The organism is Rhizobium sophoriradicis (assembly GCF_025200795.1).
Taxonomy (GTDB): domain Bacteria; phylum Pseudomonadota; class Alphaproteobacteria; order Rhizobiales; family Rhizobiaceae; genus Rhizobium; species Rhizobium sophoriradicis.
The window spans coordinates 147,250-163,630 of record NZ_CP104156.1; the positions used below are offsets into that span (position 1 = coordinate 147,250).

Below are 16,381 nucleotides of genomic sequence, written 5' to 3' on the forward strand. Positions count from 1 at the left end.
CAAGGGGAGGAGGCCCTGAATGCTGAAGAAAATCGTTGCAGCGCTTTTTACGCTGTCGAGCCTTTATCACATGAACGGCGTGGCGAAGGCTGACGGCCTCGATTCGTTGCCGCCGGACCAAAAGGCGCTTTACGAGAATATCGATCCCGCCATTCCGCTCGGGGGGACGGTGTACAAAGATTTTGTTCCAAAACGTCCACCGCCGTGGAAAATTGGTTATGCATCCACATATGCCGGTAATACCTGGCGCGCGAACATCCTGGACGAATTCACCAACGTATTGCTTCCGAGATATAAGGAAGCAGGCCTAGTCTCCGATCTAATCGTCACGCAGTCTGACCTCAAAGACGCTGTCCAAATCCAGCAGATGCGGCAGATGGTTGACGACGGTGTTGATGCGATCGTCATTTGCTGCTCGAACATTACCGCACTTAACAAGACCATAGAGTATGCTCATTCGAAAGGCGTGCCAGTCTTCTCAGTCTCGGGCTATGTCACATCACCCTACGCAATCAATGCCACAGAGAATAACACCGACGGTGGCTACAAGGCTGCTGAATGGCTTGCCAAGGAAATCGGTGAAAAAGGCAACGTCCTGATGGTATCGGGCATCCCCGGTTTCGCATCATCGGACAGCTTCGACATCGGCGCGAAGAACGCGTTCGATAAATTCCCCGGTATCAAAATTGTAGGCACGATAGCTGGCAAATGGACCGACCAGGTCGCCCAGGTTGAGGTTCAGAAGTTTCTTGCCACCAATCTTGCTGAGGTTAATGGCATTCTCGTTCAGTCCGCTTCAGAAAACGGTGTCGTGAACGCAGTACAGCAATCCGGCCGCGACATGATGCCTATCGTGCTCGGGGGTGAGGCTTCGGCAGCCTGCTACTGGCGTAAGAACCCTGATTTCATAAGCAAGAGCTTCCATTTCTGGCCGCCGCGGTCTGATGCCCGCCTTGTGTGGGACGTCATGATGCGAACGCTCGAAGGCCAGGGACCAAAGATCCAGTCGATTCTTCGTCCTGCGCTTCCTTACACCATTGATGACGTGAAGGAAGTGCTGAAGGAAGATTGCGATCCCAATTCCACGGATTGGATCGAGCCGAAGAACAACGGCTGGTGGCCTGCAGACGTCGCTGCAAACTACTTCGAACGTCCTGAAGATCCGTTAGCTTGGCGGCCGAAGAAGTAATGAATGTTCTCCGGAAGGAGACCTCCCAGCCTCCCGCGTCGGTTTCTATAATCGGCGCGGGAGGTATCTGCGATTTGATTGGAAATAGTGTGCTGGACTTTCACAGAATTCAACGTTTGCCGCCTTATGTTTTCGAACAGGTCAACCGTTTGAAAGCAAGCGCGCGAGCGGGCGGCGCCGATATCATTGATCTCGGCATGGGAAACCCCGACCTTCCCACTCCTCAGTCGATCGTCGACAAGCTGTGCGAGGTCGTGCAGGATCCGCGCACCCACCGCTATTCCTCCTCCAAGGGCATTCCGGGGCTGCGCCGTGCCCAGGCCGCCTATTATGCCCGCCGTTTCGGTGTCAAGCTCAACCCGGATACCCAGGTGGTCGCCACCTTGGGCTCCAAGGAAGGCTTCGCCAACATGGCGCAGGCGATCACCGCGCCCGGCGACGTGATCCTCTGCCCGAACCCGACCTATCCGATCCACGCCTTCGGTTTCCTGATGGCGGGCGGCGTGATCCGCTCGATGTCGGTTGAGCCGGATGAGAGCTTTTTCCCGCCGCTGGAGCGGGCGGTCCGGCATTCGATCCCGAAGCCGTTGGCGCTGATCCTCAACTATCCGTCGAACCCGACGGCCCTCGTCGCGACGCTCGATTTCTATAAGGACGTCGTCGCCTTCGCCAAGAAGCATGACATCATCGTGCTTTCCGACCTTGCCTATTCCGAGATCTACTTCGACGGCGCTCCGCCGCCATCGGTTCTCGAAGTGCCGGGTGCAATGGATTTGACCGTCGAATTCACCTCGATGTCGAAGACCTTTTCCATGCCCGGCTGGCGCATGGGCTTTGCCGTCGGCAACGAGCGGCTGATCGCGGCGCTCACCCGCGTCAAGTCCTATCTCGACTACGGCGCCTTCACGCCGATCCAGGTGGCCGCGACCCATGCGCTGAACGGCGACGGTTCCGACATTGCGGAGGTTCGCAACGTCTACAAGCGTCGCCGCGACGTCATGGTCGAAAGCTTCGGGAAGGCCGGCTTCGACGTGCCGCCGCCGGCTGCCACCATGTTCGCCTGGGCAAAGATCCCGGAAAAGTTCCGTCATCTCGGTTCGCTGGAGTTTTCCAAGCTGCTGGTCGAGAAGGCCGACGTCGCCGTTGCACCGGGTATCGGCTTCGGCGAAATGGGCGACGACTACGTCCGTCTGGCGCTCGTCGAGAACGAACACCGCATCCGCCAGGCTGCGCGCAACATCAAACGCTGGCTTAGCGGCGACGAGAAATTTGAAATCAACATAATGAATCAGTGAAAGGATACCCGATGCCAATCTTCGGATCATGCCAATGCAAAGCGGTAACGTACCAGGTTCAGGAAATTGATGGACCCATGTGGAATTGCTTCTGTCAAACATGCCGGAAGTCACACGCCGCTGATCACAATACCGCTGCGAAGGTGAAAAGCGAGCACTTCAAGATCCTTACAGGCCAAGATACGCTTCATAGCTTCGAATCGACGCCTGGAAAGCTGCGGTGGTTTTGTTCGGTATGTGGCTCGCACGTTTATGCGGAGCGGCCGGCCAGCCCGGAGCTCAAAGTCGTTAGAGCCGGCACGTTCGATACCGATCCTGGAAGTGTGCCGATGTCAAACGTATGGGTATCGCATGCGGAACCTTGGCTCGCCCATGATCCATCGAAGGCAAGCTCACCAGAGTTCCCGTAAGTGACCGGGATACTACCTGTCGTAACTGAGGTGGAGCCACGGCGACCGTATATCAAGCGGCAACGCCTCATTCCGTGTCCAGGAGGTTCTAACGCAAACGTGCTGGGTCGGTAAAAGCGGCAGGGATTGCAGACAGTAGGTGCGCTTGCACGGCGAGCCCACCCATTGAGAGAATAAAGTCGTACGAGACAGAAGACTTCTGCGAAGCAATCCAGCCTTCGAGGTTGGGAAATTACGGGTTGTGAGGGCTCAGGACACCGCAGGACTATTTTTGCCCCCACGGGTCCTCAACGACCTCCATTGCGGTGTGAGTGAAAATTGTAAGATTGTCTTATGCGAGAATGTTGGGAGTCCTGTGACATGAAAGTTGTTGTAATAACGGGGAATTTATCGCGCCCCTCGAAAACCCGGGCCGTAGCAGACTTCATGGTGGATCGGGTGCGCGCGTCCGGCAACGAAGCAAGCTGCTGGGACCTTGTCGACCTTCATCCGCACCTTGGGGCAACAGTGTTGCCCTCCAGCGCCGCTGAGATTGTTAAAGCGGCACTCAACGATATTTTGGCTAGTGACGTGCTAGTTGTTGGTAGTCCGGTCTACAAAGCATCTTACACTGGGTTGCTGAAGCATTTATTCGACCTTGTCGACATGAAAGCGCTTAAGGGCCGCTATGTGATCCCTTTTGCAACCGGTAAAGCATCGAGTCACAAGCCGCTCGTCGAAGCCTCGATGGAAGCCTTATTCGACTTTTTCGAAGCGCAAATACATAGCCGTTTCATTTTCGCTCTCGATGAAGATTTTCAGAACGATGCTCTTTCTGAGAACCTGCGCGCGCTTGTCGACAGAGAGCTCGATGCCGCGCGTCGCGCCGTCAGCCCATAATAAGGAGGAGGATTCCATGTCTTTTTCGAGCATAGATGAGGCGATCGAGGCGATCGAAGCGGGCGAGATGGTTATCGTGGTCGACGACGAAAACCGGGAGAATGAAGGCGACCTAGTCGTTGCTGCCGAAAAAATAACAGCTGAGCACATCGCTTTCATGATGAAATATGCGAGAGGCCTTATCTGCGTGCCACTTCCAGCCGAACGTCTCGACAAACTCGAGATCCCCCTGATGGTCACACGTAATTCGGACTCACTGCAGACGGCATTTACCGTTTCCGTCGATTGCAAACACGGCACAACGACAGGGATTTCAGCCGAAGATCGAGCAGCAACCGTCAAGTCGCTCATCGATCCGCAGACGCGGCCGGAAGACCTATCGCGACCGGGTCACATTTTTCCTTTGCGTGCAAATCGTCTCGGTGTCCTGGGCCGTCCTGGCCACACCGAAGCTGCCGTGGATCTTGCACGACTTGCCGGCCTGGCGCCGGCTGGCGTAATCTGCGAGATCGCCAATGACGACGGAACCATGTCTCGACTGCCAGATCTCGAGAAGTTCGCAATCGAACATGGCCTGCACATAGTAACGATCGACGCTTTGATTGAGTACTGCAGGAGTCGTGATACGAGGGTAAAGCGTTACGCGCAGTCCTTTATGCCAACGCGGTTTGGGGATTTCAAGGCAATTGCTTATCGCGATAGTTTGACGGGAACTGAACACTTAGCTTTGACACTTGGCGAGTTGTGCGAGAAGGAAGACGTTCTGGTACGGGTGCATTCTGAATGTCTGACAGGTGAGGCGTTCCGGTCCATGCGATGCGACTGCGGTCAACAGCTCGAAATGGCTCTTCGGGCGGTCCAGTTAGCGGGCGCTGGTTGCGTGATCTACATGCGTGGGCAAGAGGGGCGTGGCATTGGCTTAGGAAACAAAATTGCGGCTTACAGCCTGCAGGATCATGGTCGTGATACTCTTGAGGCAAATCGGGAACTCGGCTTCGCATCTGATTCCCGCGAATATAACGCAGCGGCGGATATCATCCGCGACCTCGGTATCGGCAGCGTTCGGCTTCTGACCAACAATCCTACAAAAATAGAGGCGCTGCGAACGTCAGGCGTCATCGTGTCGTCTCGCCAGAGTCTGATCGCCGCATCTAGCGCGTCCAACATCACTTATTTTAAGACAAAGCGCGATCGGTTTGGCCACCTGTTGGACCAGGACACGTCAGCTGAACACGTCGGCCGGAGCAACGTCTTTTCAGTGTTTGGCGCGCAGGTGTTCTCTGGACCCCTTGGATAACGGAGCCGCCCTCGCCACTTACCTGCCGGTGATTGTAGGGGGCCGCCTTTGACCGGCAGAGTCCTAGAGCTTTTGCGTGGGCCCTGCCAGCACATCATTCGTGCAGGCCTATCGGAGTGATGTGGCCCGCGATTGCATCGAAAGCAGCGTTCGACCATATCTCGTCTTGAGCACGGCTGTTCCGACGGATCGCATTTAATCGCGGTCCGTCTTGTCTTTCGAAAAGTCTCGCAAAACTAATGCTTCATGCGAAGGATCGGCTTAATGACTTTGCCGCTCTCGGAATCAGCCATCGCCTCGTTGATCTGGTCGAGGTCATAGAACTGAACCAGTTTGTCGAACGGGAAAAGTCCCTGCTGCCAATACTCGATCAACTGCGGGACGAACTCGGACGGAACGCTTTGTCCTTCGACAACGCCGATCAATGTGCGGCCGAAAAGGAAGTTCCCGATATCGATCGTGCCTTCAGTGCCGAGAGCGGACGAGCCAACGAGACCGCATGTTCCCGGCGTACCAAGGCAGTCGACTGCCTGACGGAAAACTCGCGGCGAACTCGTGCATTCCAAGCTGAAATCAACGCCTGCGGGGACGATCTTCCTGATCGCGGCAACGCTGTCCAATTTGCGGGCATTTATCGTGTGCGTCGCCCCGAGTTCGCGCGAAAGTTCCAGCCGTTCATCGTTCAAGTCGATCACGATGATGGTCGCGCATCCGGCGATTTTCGCGGCCATCGTAGCCGCCATGCCAACCGCACCAGCACCGAACACTGCTATTGACGAGCCGGGCTTCGGCTTGAGGCAATTCAGTACCGCGCCAGCACCGGTCTGAAGCCCGCACCCGAGCGGTCCGATCAACTCGAGTGGAACATCCTTTGCAACCTTCACGGCGTTTCGTTCGCTGGCGATGGCGTAGGTTGCAAATGACGACTGCTCGAAGAAGCAGCCACTAATCTGTTTCCCGTGAGAATCATGGATCGGGCAGGTGCCATCCGGACGAGTGCCGCGGAAATTGCGACCGAAGAAGTCCTCGCAGTAGAAAGGTGTACCGGAAAGGCACTTTTCGCACTTGCCGCAATAGGCGTAGCTCAAAGCAACGTGATCACCGGGCACAAGATCTTTAACTGCGCTCCCGACGGCCTCGACGACGCCAGAGCCTTCGTGTCCCAACACAACAGGTTGAGGTACGTCATATCCCTGGTCCCTGACCACCAGGTCGGTATGACATACCCCCGATGCGACGATGCGGACCAAAATCTCGTCTGCACGAGGTTCCTCAATCCCTATGCACTCCAAGATCAAGGGCTTCGCCTTTTCGCGCGAGACCGCCGCATATGCCTGCTTCATGTAACTGTTCCTCCAAGGCTCACAACGCAATTCGCGCGAACGTACTCATCGTCAGACAATCAGTCAATAATTACTCTATTAAATTAGATCAGTTCAACCGGAGCAGGGCTGCATTTTTGCAAAGTCACGAGTGAACGCTGATTTGAAGTGATCAAAGGGTTCCGATGCATGTTCGAAAGGGAGCATGCGTCTTGTCCCGCTTTGGGCTGAAAGATCGGCAGACGAAAATTTAGTAGCAACGTGTGAGGCGAGCCGGATGGCGTCGCTTGCCGACGTCGAGCCGGTTCTGAAGGCTATCGACAGCTTCGAGACACCGGTATTGCCAAGTTCAACCGACTACAAACGATGCTACTGCCAGCCAGGCTTAACAGACAGTACCAACCAGGACGTTAGTCTTCTCGATGATCGAGAGGTCCGACGCAATCCGGTATACAGTTGGCGCGGCGGTCGGTGACTCAATAGCGAGCGTATCCTGGATCGTGAGGCGTTCGATGCCCTGCTTTAGTGACCTGATCGTATTCCCGTGGGCCACCACAAGAACCGATTTCCCTCTCAACAAGGGGGGGAACACTTCGCTTATCAAAAAGGGCAGAACCCTCGCGCTTATGTCCCGTATGCTTTCTCCCCCAGGTGGTGGAGTGCTGTACGAGCGGCGCCAAACCTGGACAACATCCTGGCCCCACCGCTCACGTGCCACGTTCTTGTTGATGCCGGTGAGCTGTCCGTAGTCGCGTTCGTTCAACTCGGTTCTCCTGATTGGCTCCAGCAGATCGCCGTTGGTTTCGTTCAAAATCGCTCTGCAAGTGTCGACTGTGCGCAAGAGGGCAGAGCTAAACGCAATATCGAACGAGATGCCGAGGTTCGCGAGCAGTGAGCCGGCTCGCCTGCTCTCAGACCAGCCCTCCTGTGTGAGCGGCACGTCGCTCGTACCCGTGAACTCCCCGCGCGCGTTCCCTTCGCTTTGGCCATGCCGGACAATCACCAGAGTGGACATTCATAACCCTCCCATCGATTTAGCGAACACGAATATTGTCGCACTATCGGACAATCCGTCAAGTGCGACTATGTGCAAGTGAAAACAAAACGATGTCGAAAAAACAAACGTCGAAGTTTATATTTATTGACAGATTGTCTGATAGCTCATACCAATGCACTCCGCCGTATTGAGGAGAGTCCGGCACGGCTTGGGAAGGCAAGGCTCTCGCCTTAACAGACAATGCCGCCCAGAGCGGCCGGAGGAGGAATTTTCATGAAGAGACGTACATTTCTACAAGCGAGCGGGGCAATTGCTGTAGCCGGCACGTTCGGAATGCCGGGGATTCTTCGCGCCGACGACGCGATCAGTCTCCTACCTGACACTTGGCCCTCCGAAGGCGCCAACCCAATTGTCGACGCGGGTAAGTTCAAGAAGTCAGGCCCGTGGAAGATCGGACACAGCCACTACGGCCTCGCTGGTTCAACGCATACCTACCAGACGGCGTTTGAAGCCGAATATGAAATAAAAAAGAACAAGGATCGGATCGCTGATTACCAGTTCCGGAGCGCTGATCTCAATGCCTCCAAACAAGTTGCCGATATCGAGGATCTGATCGCCCAGAAGGTCGATGCGATCATCATCGCACCGCTAACCACCGGTTCCGCCGTCGAGGGCATCAAGAAGGCAAAGGCTGCTGGCATTCCAACCGTAGTCTATCTCGGACGCGTCGACACCGAGGAGTTTACGGTTCAGGTCCAGGGCGACGACTTCTATTTCGGGCGCGTGATGGCTCAGTTCCTCGTCGACAAGCTTGGCAACAAGGGCAAGGTATGGGTTCTGCGTGGCGTCGCCGGGCATCCCATCGATGCAGATCGTTATGCAGGCGCCATGGAAGTCTTCAGCAAGTCTGGACTTCAGATCACGTCGACCCAGCACGGAAGCTGGTCTTATGAGGACTCAAAGAAGATCGCCGAAAGCTTGTATCTCTCCGACCCCGATGTCGCGGGCATCTGGACCGATGGAGCCAACATGTCTCTTGGCGTTTTGGATGCCTTGCAGGAGGCTGGCGCCTCAACGATCCCGCCAATCACGGGCGAAGCACTTAACGGCTGGATGCGTCGTTGGAATGACGAAAAACTTTCCTCGATCGGTCCGATTTGCCCACCCGCTCTGTCTACTGCCGCGCTACGGGCCGCCTTCGCCTTGCTGGATGGGAAGCCGATTCAGCGTAACTGGACGAACCGCCCCAAGCCGATCACCGACGAGACGCTCTCCCAGTTCTATCGCGCAGATCTCACTGATGCGTACTGGGCGCCGACCGAAATGCCGAACGAAAAGCTCCTTGATTATTTCAAGGCTTGATGAACTACGGGCACGATCACTCGTGCCCGTATCCCTGTCGAAGATGGAAATTCCCATGAGCACGCTTGTCGAGATGGTCGGCATCAACAAATCGTTTGGTTTCACGAAAGTCCTTTCGGACGTTCGCTTTTCCCTGGAACGTGGCTCCGTGCACGCTCTGATGGGGGAAAACGGCGCGGGGAAGTCCACCCTGATGCGTATTCTGGCGGGGGTATATCAGCCGGGCGCAGGAAGTGTTCGGCTCCGCGGGGAGGAAGTCAATTTCCGTTCCCCTAAGGAGGCACGGTTGGCGGGAGTGTCGACGGTGTTTCAGGAGTTTACCCTGATCCCCAATCTCACCGTTGCTGAGAACATGTTCCTGGGCCACGAACCTCGTCGCATTGACGGTTCGATCGATAGCGTCGAGGTAGTGAAACGCGCTCGCGCTTTGCTGGCTGACGTATTTCCACAGCTCGACGCAACCGCGATCGTCGAGACACTGACTGTCGCGCAGCAGCAGGCAGTTGAGATCGCGAAGGGACTTACGTCGAACGCGGACGTATTCATCTTCGACGAGCCAACGGCGGCGTTGAACTCGACCGATGTCGCGCATCTTTTCAAGGTTATCCGCGACCTTAAGGCTCAACATAAGGCTGTCGTCTACATCTCTCATCGCATGAATGAAGTCTTCGAACTATGCGACACCATCACCGTCATGAAAGATGGCGCTTGGGTAAGGACTGCAAGAGCGCAGGACTTCAACTTGCAAACGCTGGTAGCGACAATGGTTGGTCGCGAACTTCAGAACTTCTTTCCGCCGCGCTCGCAGGCCACCGGAGCGGCAATGCTGGAGGTTTCGGACTTGCGCCTCGACGACAGCAGCTCGACAGTCACTTTCGTTGTCAGAAAAGGTGAAATCATCGGGCTGGCAGGGCTCGAAGGACAGGGCCAGCGAGAGATAATGCGTGCCATTGTGGGCGTTGAATCGCCAAAGGCCATCGCCGTGTGGCGTGCCGGCCCCGACAACAGCATGCACGTGGTGAATGTAGGGTCAGGGTTCGCTCGCGCGGTCGCATCAGGAATCGGTTTTATCCCTGAGGACAGGAAGCAGGAAGGGCTGTTCCTGCGCCTGCCTATCTACGACAACATCGCGCTGGGAAAACAGCTCAATCGGAATATGGCAAGCGTTGCGTGGCGATCGGTGTCGAAGGTCCGCGAGGTGATCAAGTCGTTACGAGTTGCGGCCGCCGATCCCAATGCGCCCGTAGGTAAACTCTCGGGCGGGAATCAGCAGAAGGTGCTGCTGGGCCGCTGGTTGCTCTCCGGAGTGGACATCCTCGTTATTGAGGAGCCCACGCGCGGCGTCGACGTCGGTGCAAAGGCAGAGATTTACAGATTGCTGCGGGACTTCAGTGATCGTGGCGGTGCGGTCGTGGTTTCGTCGCGCGAGCACGCTGAGCTTATAGGGCTCTGCGACAGCATTTTGGTCGTTCATGACAGGAAGATCGTCGGGCAGATGTCCGCAGAGGGGGCGACCGAGGAAAGAATCCTCGAGACTGCGCTGGGGGCGAGTGCGTCACCGGATCCCCGTGCTGCGGTGCATTGAGGAGGATAACTTATGAATTCATTTGCCAGTCGCCTGAAGCTCCCTTATCGCGCGGGAGCGATCGGGCTTTCCATTGGAACGCTCCTGGTGATGGTTGTCGCCTCGGTAATATTATTGCCGGACTTCATGGATCCGGAGAATTTGTCTAATCTCCTGGCGCAATCGACGGTGCTCGTCATCTCGGCTCTCGGTCAGACGTTCGTCATTCTCACTGGCGGCCTCGACGTGTCGGTTGGGTCCGTCATCAGTCTAACGACGACGATCATGACGCTTGATCTTCCTGAGATAACCCGCGTGCTTATCTGCATCGCGGTGGCGATGGGGTTCGGAGTAGCGAACGGTTACGGTGTCGCGCGCCTCAATGTACATCCAATCATCATGACGCTGACAACAATGGGCATCGGCCAAGGTATCGCGTTGATCATTTTGCCAATCCCAGGTGGGCGCGTTCCGGAGTGGCTTTCCGGCTCGGTAGCCGGATCCATCGGCCCCGTACCTAACTCATTGTTTTGGTTGATCACGGCATCGCTCTTCGCATCCTGGATTCTCTATCGTCGTCCCTTCGGCCTCTACCTCTTCGCTTCCGGCGGCAATGACTTCAACGCACGGATGAACGGTGTTCCCGTCGAGCGCACCATCATCAAAGCGTATGTTCTTTCCGCTCTATTCGCATGCGCTGCGGGGATGTTTCTTGCAGGTCGCCTTGCATCGGGTGATCCTAAGGGCGGCGCTTCATTCGGGATTGAGTCTGTAACGGCTGCAGCATTGGGTGGGGTCCACCTCGCCGGGGGCATCGGAAGCATTGTGGGAACCGTCGTTGGCGCGGCGATCCTCGGGACAGTGAATAATGTGATGAATCTGGCCAACGTCTCTGCATTTCTTCAGTCGGTCGTCAAGGGTGTGTTGCTTCTCGTACTCGTCGTTTCGCAGCGACGCAAAACAATCGGACTTTGAAAGAGATGGACTTCTCGATGACCACATCAGACTCGAAAACTGAAGCACCATCTCGCTCATTGAGGGGTAAGAGCGCCATTTCGTGGATACTCGGGCTACCGCCCGCATACTATGTGCTCGCAATCCTGGTTGCGGTTGCTCCAGCAGTGAGCGCCACGCTCATAAATCCCAACTACTGGTTTGTAATCCTCAAGCAGTCAGCGCCGCTCGGGATCGCGGTGCTCGCCCAGTCGCTTGTCATGCGGGTGCGATCCATCGATCTCTCTGTCAGCGGTATTTTCGCGTTCGCGATTTATTTGGCCAGCTCGGGCCAGCTCAACAACTATCCACCGCTAATGACCGTCCTCATGCCTGTTGTGATTGGGCTAGCTGTGGGGGGTGTAAACGGAATACTCGTAGCATACGTGCGCGCTTCTGCCGTTATCTCCACACTAAGTGTTTCGGCCATTCTGATTGGGATCGTCCAATACATGAGCGCCGGCCGCGCGCCCGGTTCAACGCCAAGCTGGCTTCGAATACTTACGAGCGGCAATATCCACGGCCTTTCCTATTCCGTGGTCCTGTGGATCGTCATCGCCGCCCTGATTTCTATCGCATTTCGCTTTCTCATCGTCGGGCGTTACTTCAGGGCCGTCGGCGACAATCCGAGGGCGGCGGAAACTACAGGAATTCCGTTGGCACGTACGATTTTTGTCTCGCACACGCTCGCGGGCGCCCTGACAGGCATCGCGGCCCTGGTCCAGGTATCCGCGTTGGCGGTCGGCACCATCAAGCCAGGCTTCGACACCTTCATGAATGCGCTCGCCGCCACGATCCTCGGCGGTGTGACGTTCGGCGTCGACCGGGGCGGCGTCGCCGGGCCGTTCGTTGCCGTCGTTGCCTTCAGCTTCCTGTTCGCGATGCTGACCGTCTTCGGCATCCAGGAGCCGGGCAAGCTTATCGTCCAGGGCGTGATCATTGCATTTGCCGCAATCATCTACGGTGCGCGCGCGGGTCGCGTCTAGTCCGTCGGGCCGATCAAGTCATTCCCGTAGCAATTGCGGGAGAACGCAGGAGAATATAATGGTGAAAATCACTGCGGCTGTCGCCGTGAAGCCAAAGAGCCCGCTGGAATTCCGTGAACTCGAACTGGCTGACCCCGAAGGCAACGAGATCCTGGTTCGCACGGTTGCGAGCGGGATCTGCCACACGGACTTGCTGCTTCGCGACGGTATTTTTGGCCCGCCGGCACCGGTGATCCCGGGGCACGAAGGCGTCGGCGTCGTCGAGGCGGTCGGACCAGAAGTTCAGAGCCTCAAAGTGGGTGATCACGTCGCACTGAGCCAGAGCTCATGCGGATTCTGCGCCGACTGCCGCCGTTCTCACCCAATGAACTGCCAAAACTATACCCAGTACAATCTTACGGGGCTTCGTCCGAATGGTAAGAAGGCATTGCTCTGCGATGAAGTTGGCATTGGCAGCAATTTCGTGGGCCAGTCGTCCTTTGCGACGCATATCCTTGCGACTGAAAACAATGCAGCGCTTTTGCCGAAAACAGACCTCGACCTTACCGACGCTGCGCCACTCGGGTGCGGCATGGCAACGGGTGCAGGAACAGTGATAAACGCGATGAAGCCGGAAATAGGGTCGACGATAGCCGTTTTCGGCGCAGGTGCTGTCGGCATGGCCGCCGTGATGGCCGCCAAAGTTCGTCGGTGCAGCAAGATTATCATCATAGATCTGAATCAGCAGAGGCTAGACATGGCCATGGGGCTTGGTGCCACACATGCGATCAACGGCAAAGATCCCGACGTAGTCAACCAGATCCATGCGCTGACGGGCGGCGGTGCCGACTTCGCGATTGACGCAGTTGGCATCATTCCGGTTATTCTGAACTCGATCAAGTGCACCCGTGCCGGCGGGCACGTTGTCTTGCTCGGCCTCGACGCGCTCGGTAACGACATTCCCATCCCCCTCGATCTAATGGTGTTCAATCGCAAGATCCAGGGTGCGATCCTTGGTGATCAGATTCCACAGCTGTTCATTCCGCAGATGATGGATCTTAATCAGGCTGGGCTTTTCCCCTTCCAAAAATTGATCACCAAGTATCCCTTCGAGAAGATCAACGAAGCGATCGCGGACGCCGAAGCCGGGCGAGTGATCAAGCCGGTCGTCGTTTTCAATTAGGAGCCAGCGCAAATGACATCGAAGAAGTCAGAGGAACAGCACCTTGTCGTGGAATTCAAAACCACGTCCCAAAATCGAAATCGCGTAAAAGAACTCCTTCAGGAATTCATTGGACCCGCCCGCGAAGAGTCTGGTTGTCTCTACTACGACCTCTACCAGCGGTCGGACGATCCGAACACTTTCATCATCTTAGACGGCTGGCAGAATGAGGCGGCTGTCGTTGGCCATGGCGAACATCCTAATGTCAAGCGGGTGCTGGAGCCTCTTCTTCCACTGTTGGTGAGTCCACCGTCGATTAATGTAAATACCCGTATCAGCGACTGATCGGGCGCAATGGCCATTTCTACGAGGCGCGCGCCCCGAGCGCGCAGGTTTGAGGGAGACGAAATGGATACGCATCGAGTTGTCGTAGTCGGCGGTGGCTTTGCCGGACTCCAGTTAGCGAAGGACCTCAAGTGTCCCGACACTTCCATAACGATCGTCGACAGGCGCAACCATCACCTCTTTCAACCGCTCCTCTACCAAGTTGCCACGACTGTATTGGCAACCTCGGAGATAGCCTGGCCCATCAGAGCATTGTTCAGAGGACGAAAGGATGTATCGACGCTGCTGGGCGAGGTTGTTGGCGTTGATACCGAGGCACGCGTAGTATCGCTCAAGGATGGGAATGCTATTCCCTATGACACGCTCGTTCTCGCGACAGGTGCAAGGCACGCCTATTTTGGCCGGGACGAGTGGGAGCCGTTTGCGCCCGGGCTAAAGGCACTCGAAGACGCGACGACCATCCGGCGGCGGCTTCTTCTCGCGTTTGAGAAGGCCGAATTGGAGGCTGATCCCGAACGGCGGAAGGCAATGCTCACGTTCAGCATAATCGGAGCAGGCCCGACAGGCGTGGAGATGGCTGGGATTATAGCGCAACTGGCCCAACGAACCCTTGTTGAGGAGTTCCGTAGCATCGACACCAGATCGGCGCGCATCCTTCTCATCGAGGCAGGTCCACGTGTCCTACCCGTGTTCCCGGAGGCACTTTCGAGATATGCCGAGCAGTCGCTAATCAAGATGGGCGTCGAAGTGAGAACAGGCATTCCCGTGACGGCATGCAACGAGAACGGCATCGCGATCGGAGATGAGTTCGTTTCAAGCCGGACCGTCATCTGGGCTGCGGGGGTGCAAGCGTCGAACGCCGCCGCCTGGGTCGGTGCTGAAAAGGACAGGGCGGGTAGGGCGGTCGTGCAGCCAGATCTGACTGTTGGCGGTAAGCCCGAGATTTTTATTATTGGAGATACTGCCTCCGTGAAGGCCGCTGATGGAACACCCGTCCCCGGAGTGGCTCCCGCCGCCAAACAGCAAGGCAAATATGTCGCTTCGGTAATTGAAGCACGACGTCTGGGTATACCCACTCCAAGTGCGTTCAGATATAGGCATCTGGGAAACCTGGCTACCATCGGGCCGAATTCGGCTGTTATCGACTTTGGGAAGATCCGGCTCAAGGGCGGAATTGCATGGTGGATTTGGGGGCTTGCCCATATCTACTTCCTGATAGGTACGAGGAGCAGATTGGCAGTGGGACTAAGCTGGCTATGGATCTTTGTTTCCGGCCATCACTCCGCACGTTTGATCACGCAAAAAGAAACCTTAAAGGATGAGGTTTAGTCGCTAGCGCGAGCACGCCCGAGTCTGCTGGGCCGTGAATGGAGACCATCAAAGGCCAGACATTTGGGAATCGGTTGCGAAGCGATGGTTGGCAGCAGGTAACAATTCTGTCGGAGTTCCATATATAACAATGATTGATCTTCGCACTATCAACTTAGGCGACTTCGACTGCGTCGAATTCACGGCGAGGACTGGCCGCGACAAGTCAATTGCCCTGTCCGCCTGTCGTTAGCGATAGGCGGGCCTCATGCTTGAATACCGTTTCGGGAAGGAAGTGATGATGTGGAGAGTTGAGAGTGTCCCCCTCTAAGATTGACCATTTCTCGCTCAAAGGTACCTGCAGCGAGGAACTCGCGGCAGCGCTTTCGAGGCTTTCCCCGCAATCTGAAGCGCATGTACATGGCGATAAGACGATCGCCTACGATGTACATGCGATTACCAATGGTCCGATTGCAGTTATTGCCGCGCACTACGAGGGCGACCTAACCGTCCAGCACCGGGGACCGGCGGAGGCAAACATCATCATGCTTCCACTACATGGGCGATCGGTCGTTACCGTTGACGGCAGACAAATCCCGTCAGAGGGAACGCGGGGCGTTTTCGTGAACAGTATGTCGGCGAGTACGACCCAATTCATTGGGCCCAGGAAACATTTGGGGCTTAGGATCGCCCATGATGAGCTGACGCGCCGTTTGGGATGTCGGCTCAATACGCCAATAAGAGGCAGCCTCGATTTTTCGCCAGAAATCGACCTATCGGTCGGGTTCGGCTCCCTTTTGGTTCAACTGGTACCAGTGCTGTATGCTGGATTACGAGACGGAACCCTCCTTCAATCACCGATAGCACTTCATCACCTCACTGAAACGACGATGGAGCTTTTGATCGAAGCTGCGCAGCATCGCTACTCATCTGAGTTATGCCGCGTTGCTGAATCACCCTTACCCAAGGCCGTTAAGCGGGCGGTCGACTATATGCGTGCCAATATTACTCGGCCGCTATCTCTTGAGGAAATCGCAACGGCTTGTGGCGTAAGCCGACGCACTCTTCAAAGCGGTTTTCGCAACTTTCGGAATACGACCCCTCTGGCATTCCTGCAGCACCTACGGTTGGAATTAGTGCATCAGGAACTGATGACAGGCGAACCTGGCCTCTCGGTCACGCAGGTCGCTCTGAAATGGGGCTTCGTGCATAGAGGCAGATTTTCTGCGGACTATCGCAAGCGCTATGGGGTACTTCCCTCGGAAACATTGCGTATATCATAAGCAGATTGCG

The 16,381-nt window shown here is 56.1% G+C and carries 15 protein-coding genes; 13 read left to right on the top strand and 2 right to left on the bottom strand.

Annotation, left to right across the window (positions count from 1 at the left end; all coding sequences use genetic code 11):
- Positions 1-19: 19 nt before the first annotated feature.
- From N2597_RS31525 to N2597_RS31545, 5 genes are all read left to right on the top strand, one after another.
- Positions 20-1,189 carry an ABC transporter substrate-binding protein gene (locus N2597_RS31525; protein ID WP_004671529.1) on the top strand — a complete coding sequence of 390 codons (1,170 nt, stop codon included), beginning with the start codon at positions 20-22 and terminating at the stop codon, positions 1,187-1,189.
- Positions 1,189-2,484 (top strand): LL-diaminopimelate aminotransferase, encoded by a 1,296-nt coding sequence (locus N2597_RS31530; protein ID WP_423228316.1) that lies wholly within the window; start codon positions 1,189-1,191, stop codon positions 2,482-2,484. The genes N2597_RS31525 and N2597_RS31530 overlap by 1 nt, the downstream gene beginning before the upstream one ends.
- A gap of 11 nt (positions 2,485-2,495) precedes the next feature.
- Entirely contained in the window at positions 2,496-2,894 is a 399-nt protein-coding gene (locus tag N2597_RS31535) for a GFA family protein (RefSeq protein ID WP_010029274.1), read from the top strand.
- 360 nt (positions 2,895-3,254) lie between these two features.
- Positions 3,255-3,773: an NAD(P)H-dependent oxidoreductase gene (locus N2597_RS31540; protein WP_004671524.1), complete on the top strand. Its 519-nt coding sequence runs from the start codon at positions 3,255-3,257 to the stop codon at positions 3,771-3,773.
- A 16-nt stretch (positions 3,774-3,789) separates the two neighbouring features.
- Positions 3,790-5,070, top strand: a complete 1,281-nt coding sequence (locus N2597_RS31545; RefSeq protein ID WP_004671523.1) for a bifunctional 3,4-dihydroxy-2-butanone-4-phosphate synthase/GTP cyclohydrolase II — start codon at positions 3,790-3,792, stop codon at positions 5,068-5,070.
- Between the two features lie 236 nt (positions 5,071-5,306).
- Here the strand turns inward: N2597_RS31545 and N2597_RS31550 are convergent, their stop codons facing one another.
- Both N2597_RS31550 and N2597_RS31555 read right to left on the bottom strand, forming a co-directional pair.
- Positions 5,307-6,413, bottom strand: a complete 1,107-nt coding sequence (locus N2597_RS31550) for an NAD(P)-dependent alcohol dehydrogenase (RefSeq protein WP_004671520.1) — start codon at positions 6,411-6,413, stop codon at positions 5,307-5,309.
- Between the two features lie 364 nt (positions 6,414-6,777).
- Positions 6,778-7,407: a 2,3-bisphosphoglycerate-dependent phosphoglycerate mutase gene (locus N2597_RS31555; RefSeq protein WP_008534389.1), complete on the bottom strand. Its 630-nt coding sequence runs from the start codon at positions 7,405-7,407 to the stop codon at positions 6,778-6,780.
- Positions 7,408-7,662: 255 nt separating this feature from the next.
- Here N2597_RS31555 and N2597_RS31560 point away from each other — a divergent pair, with 255 nt between their 5' ends.
- From N2597_RS31560 to N2597_RS31595, 8 genes are all read left to right on the top strand, one after another.
- A complete protein-coding gene (locus N2597_RS31560; RefSeq protein WP_004671515.1) occupies positions 7,663-8,751 on the top strand; it encodes a substrate-binding domain-containing protein in 1,089 nt (362 codons plus the stop codon).
- Between the two features lie 55 nt (positions 8,752-8,806).
- Entirely contained in the window at positions 8,807-10,336 is a 1,530-nt protein-coding gene (locus N2597_RS31565) for a sugar ABC transporter ATP-binding protein (protein ID WP_012489476.1), read from the top strand.
- Positions 10,337-10,348: 12 nt separating this feature from the next.
- Positions 10,349-11,290, top strand: a complete 942-nt coding sequence (locus tag N2597_RS31570; protein ID WP_004671512.1) for an ABC transporter permease — start codon at positions 10,349-10,351, stop codon at positions 11,288-11,290.
- A gap of 5 nt (positions 11,291-11,295) precedes the next feature.
- A complete protein-coding gene (locus tag N2597_RS31575; RefSeq protein WP_026188838.1) occupies positions 11,296-12,294 on the top strand; it encodes an ABC transporter permease in 999 nt (332 codons plus the stop codon).
- Between the two features lie 58 nt (positions 12,295-12,352).
- Positions 12,353-13,456 (top strand): NAD(P)-dependent alcohol dehydrogenase, encoded by a 1,104-nt coding sequence (locus N2597_RS31580; protein WP_004671507.1) that lies wholly within the window; start codon positions 12,353-12,355, stop codon positions 13,454-13,456.
- 12 nt (positions 13,457-13,468) lie between these two features.
- Complete coding sequence (locus N2597_RS31585; protein WP_004671505.1) at positions 13,469-13,780, top strand: putative quinol monooxygenase; 312 nt, start codon at positions 13,469-13,471, stop codon at positions 13,778-13,780.
- A 63-nt stretch (positions 13,781-13,843) separates the two neighbouring features.
- On the top strand, positions 13,844-15,109 hold the full coding sequence (locus N2597_RS31590) for an NAD(P)/FAD-dependent oxidoreductase (protein ID WP_012489478.1): 1,266 nt from the start codon (positions 13,844-13,846) through the stop codon (positions 15,107-15,109).
- A gap of 296 nt (positions 15,110-15,405) precedes the next feature.
- The gene (locus N2597_RS31595; protein ID WP_008534397.1) at positions 15,406-16,371 is read left to right on the top strand and encodes a helix-turn-helix transcriptional regulator; all 966 of its coding nucleotides are present in this window, start codon (positions 15,406-15,408) and stop codon (positions 16,369-16,371) included.
- Positions 16,372-16,381: the final 10 nt, after the last annotated feature.

Coding starts and splice junctions, on each gene's coding strand:
- N2597_RS31535 (WP_010029274.1), top strand. CDS start 2,496: ATGCCAATCTTCGGATCATGCCAATGCAAAGCGGTAACGTACCAGGTT.
- N2597_RS31570 (WP_004671512.1), top strand. CDS start 10,349: ATGAATTCATTTGCCAGTCGCCTGAAGCTCCCTTATCGCGCGGGAGCG.
- N2597_RS31550 (WP_004671520.1), bottom strand. CDS start 6,413: ATGAAGCAGGCATATGCGGCGGTCTCGCGCGAAAAGGCGAAGCCCTTG.
- N2597_RS31530 (WP_423228316.1), top strand. CDS start 1,189: ATGAATGTTCTCCGGAAGGAGACCTCCCAGCCTCCCGCGTCGGTTTCT.
- N2597_RS31575 (WP_026188838.1), top strand. CDS start 11,296: ATGGACTTCTCGATGACCACATCAGACTCGAAAACTGAAGCACCATCT.
- N2597_RS31565 (WP_012489476.1), top strand. CDS start 8,807: ATGAGCACGCTTGTCGAGATGGTCGGCATCAACAAATCGTTTGGTTTC.
- N2597_RS31545 (WP_004671523.1), top strand. CDS start 3,790: ATGTCTTTTTCGAGCATAGATGAGGCGATCGAGGCGATCGAAGCGGGC.
- N2597_RS31585 (WP_004671505.1), top strand. CDS start 13,469: ATGACATCGAAGAAGTCAGAGGAACAGCACCTTGTCGTGGAATTCAAA.
- N2597_RS31590 (WP_012489478.1), top strand. CDS start 13,844: ATGGATACGCATCGAGTTGTCGTAGTCGGCGGTGGCTTTGCCGGACTC.
- N2597_RS31540 (WP_004671524.1), top strand. CDS start 3,255: ATGAAAGTTGTTGTAATAACGGGGAATTTATCGCGCCCCTCGAAAACC.
- N2597_RS31555 (WP_008534389.1), bottom strand. CDS start 7,407: ATGTCCACTCTGGTGATTGTCCGGCATGGCCAAAGCGAAGGGAACGCG.
- N2597_RS31560 (WP_004671515.1), top strand. CDS start 7,663: ATGAAGAGACGTACATTTCTACAAGCGAGCGGGGCAATTGCTGTAGCC.
- N2597_RS31580 (WP_004671507.1), top strand. CDS start 12,353: ATGGTGAAAATCACTGCGGCTGTCGCCGTGAAGCCAAAGAGCCCGCTG.
- N2597_RS31525 (WP_004671529.1), top strand. CDS start 20: ATGCTGAAGAAAATCGTTGCAGCGCTTTTTACGCTGTCGAGCCTTTAT.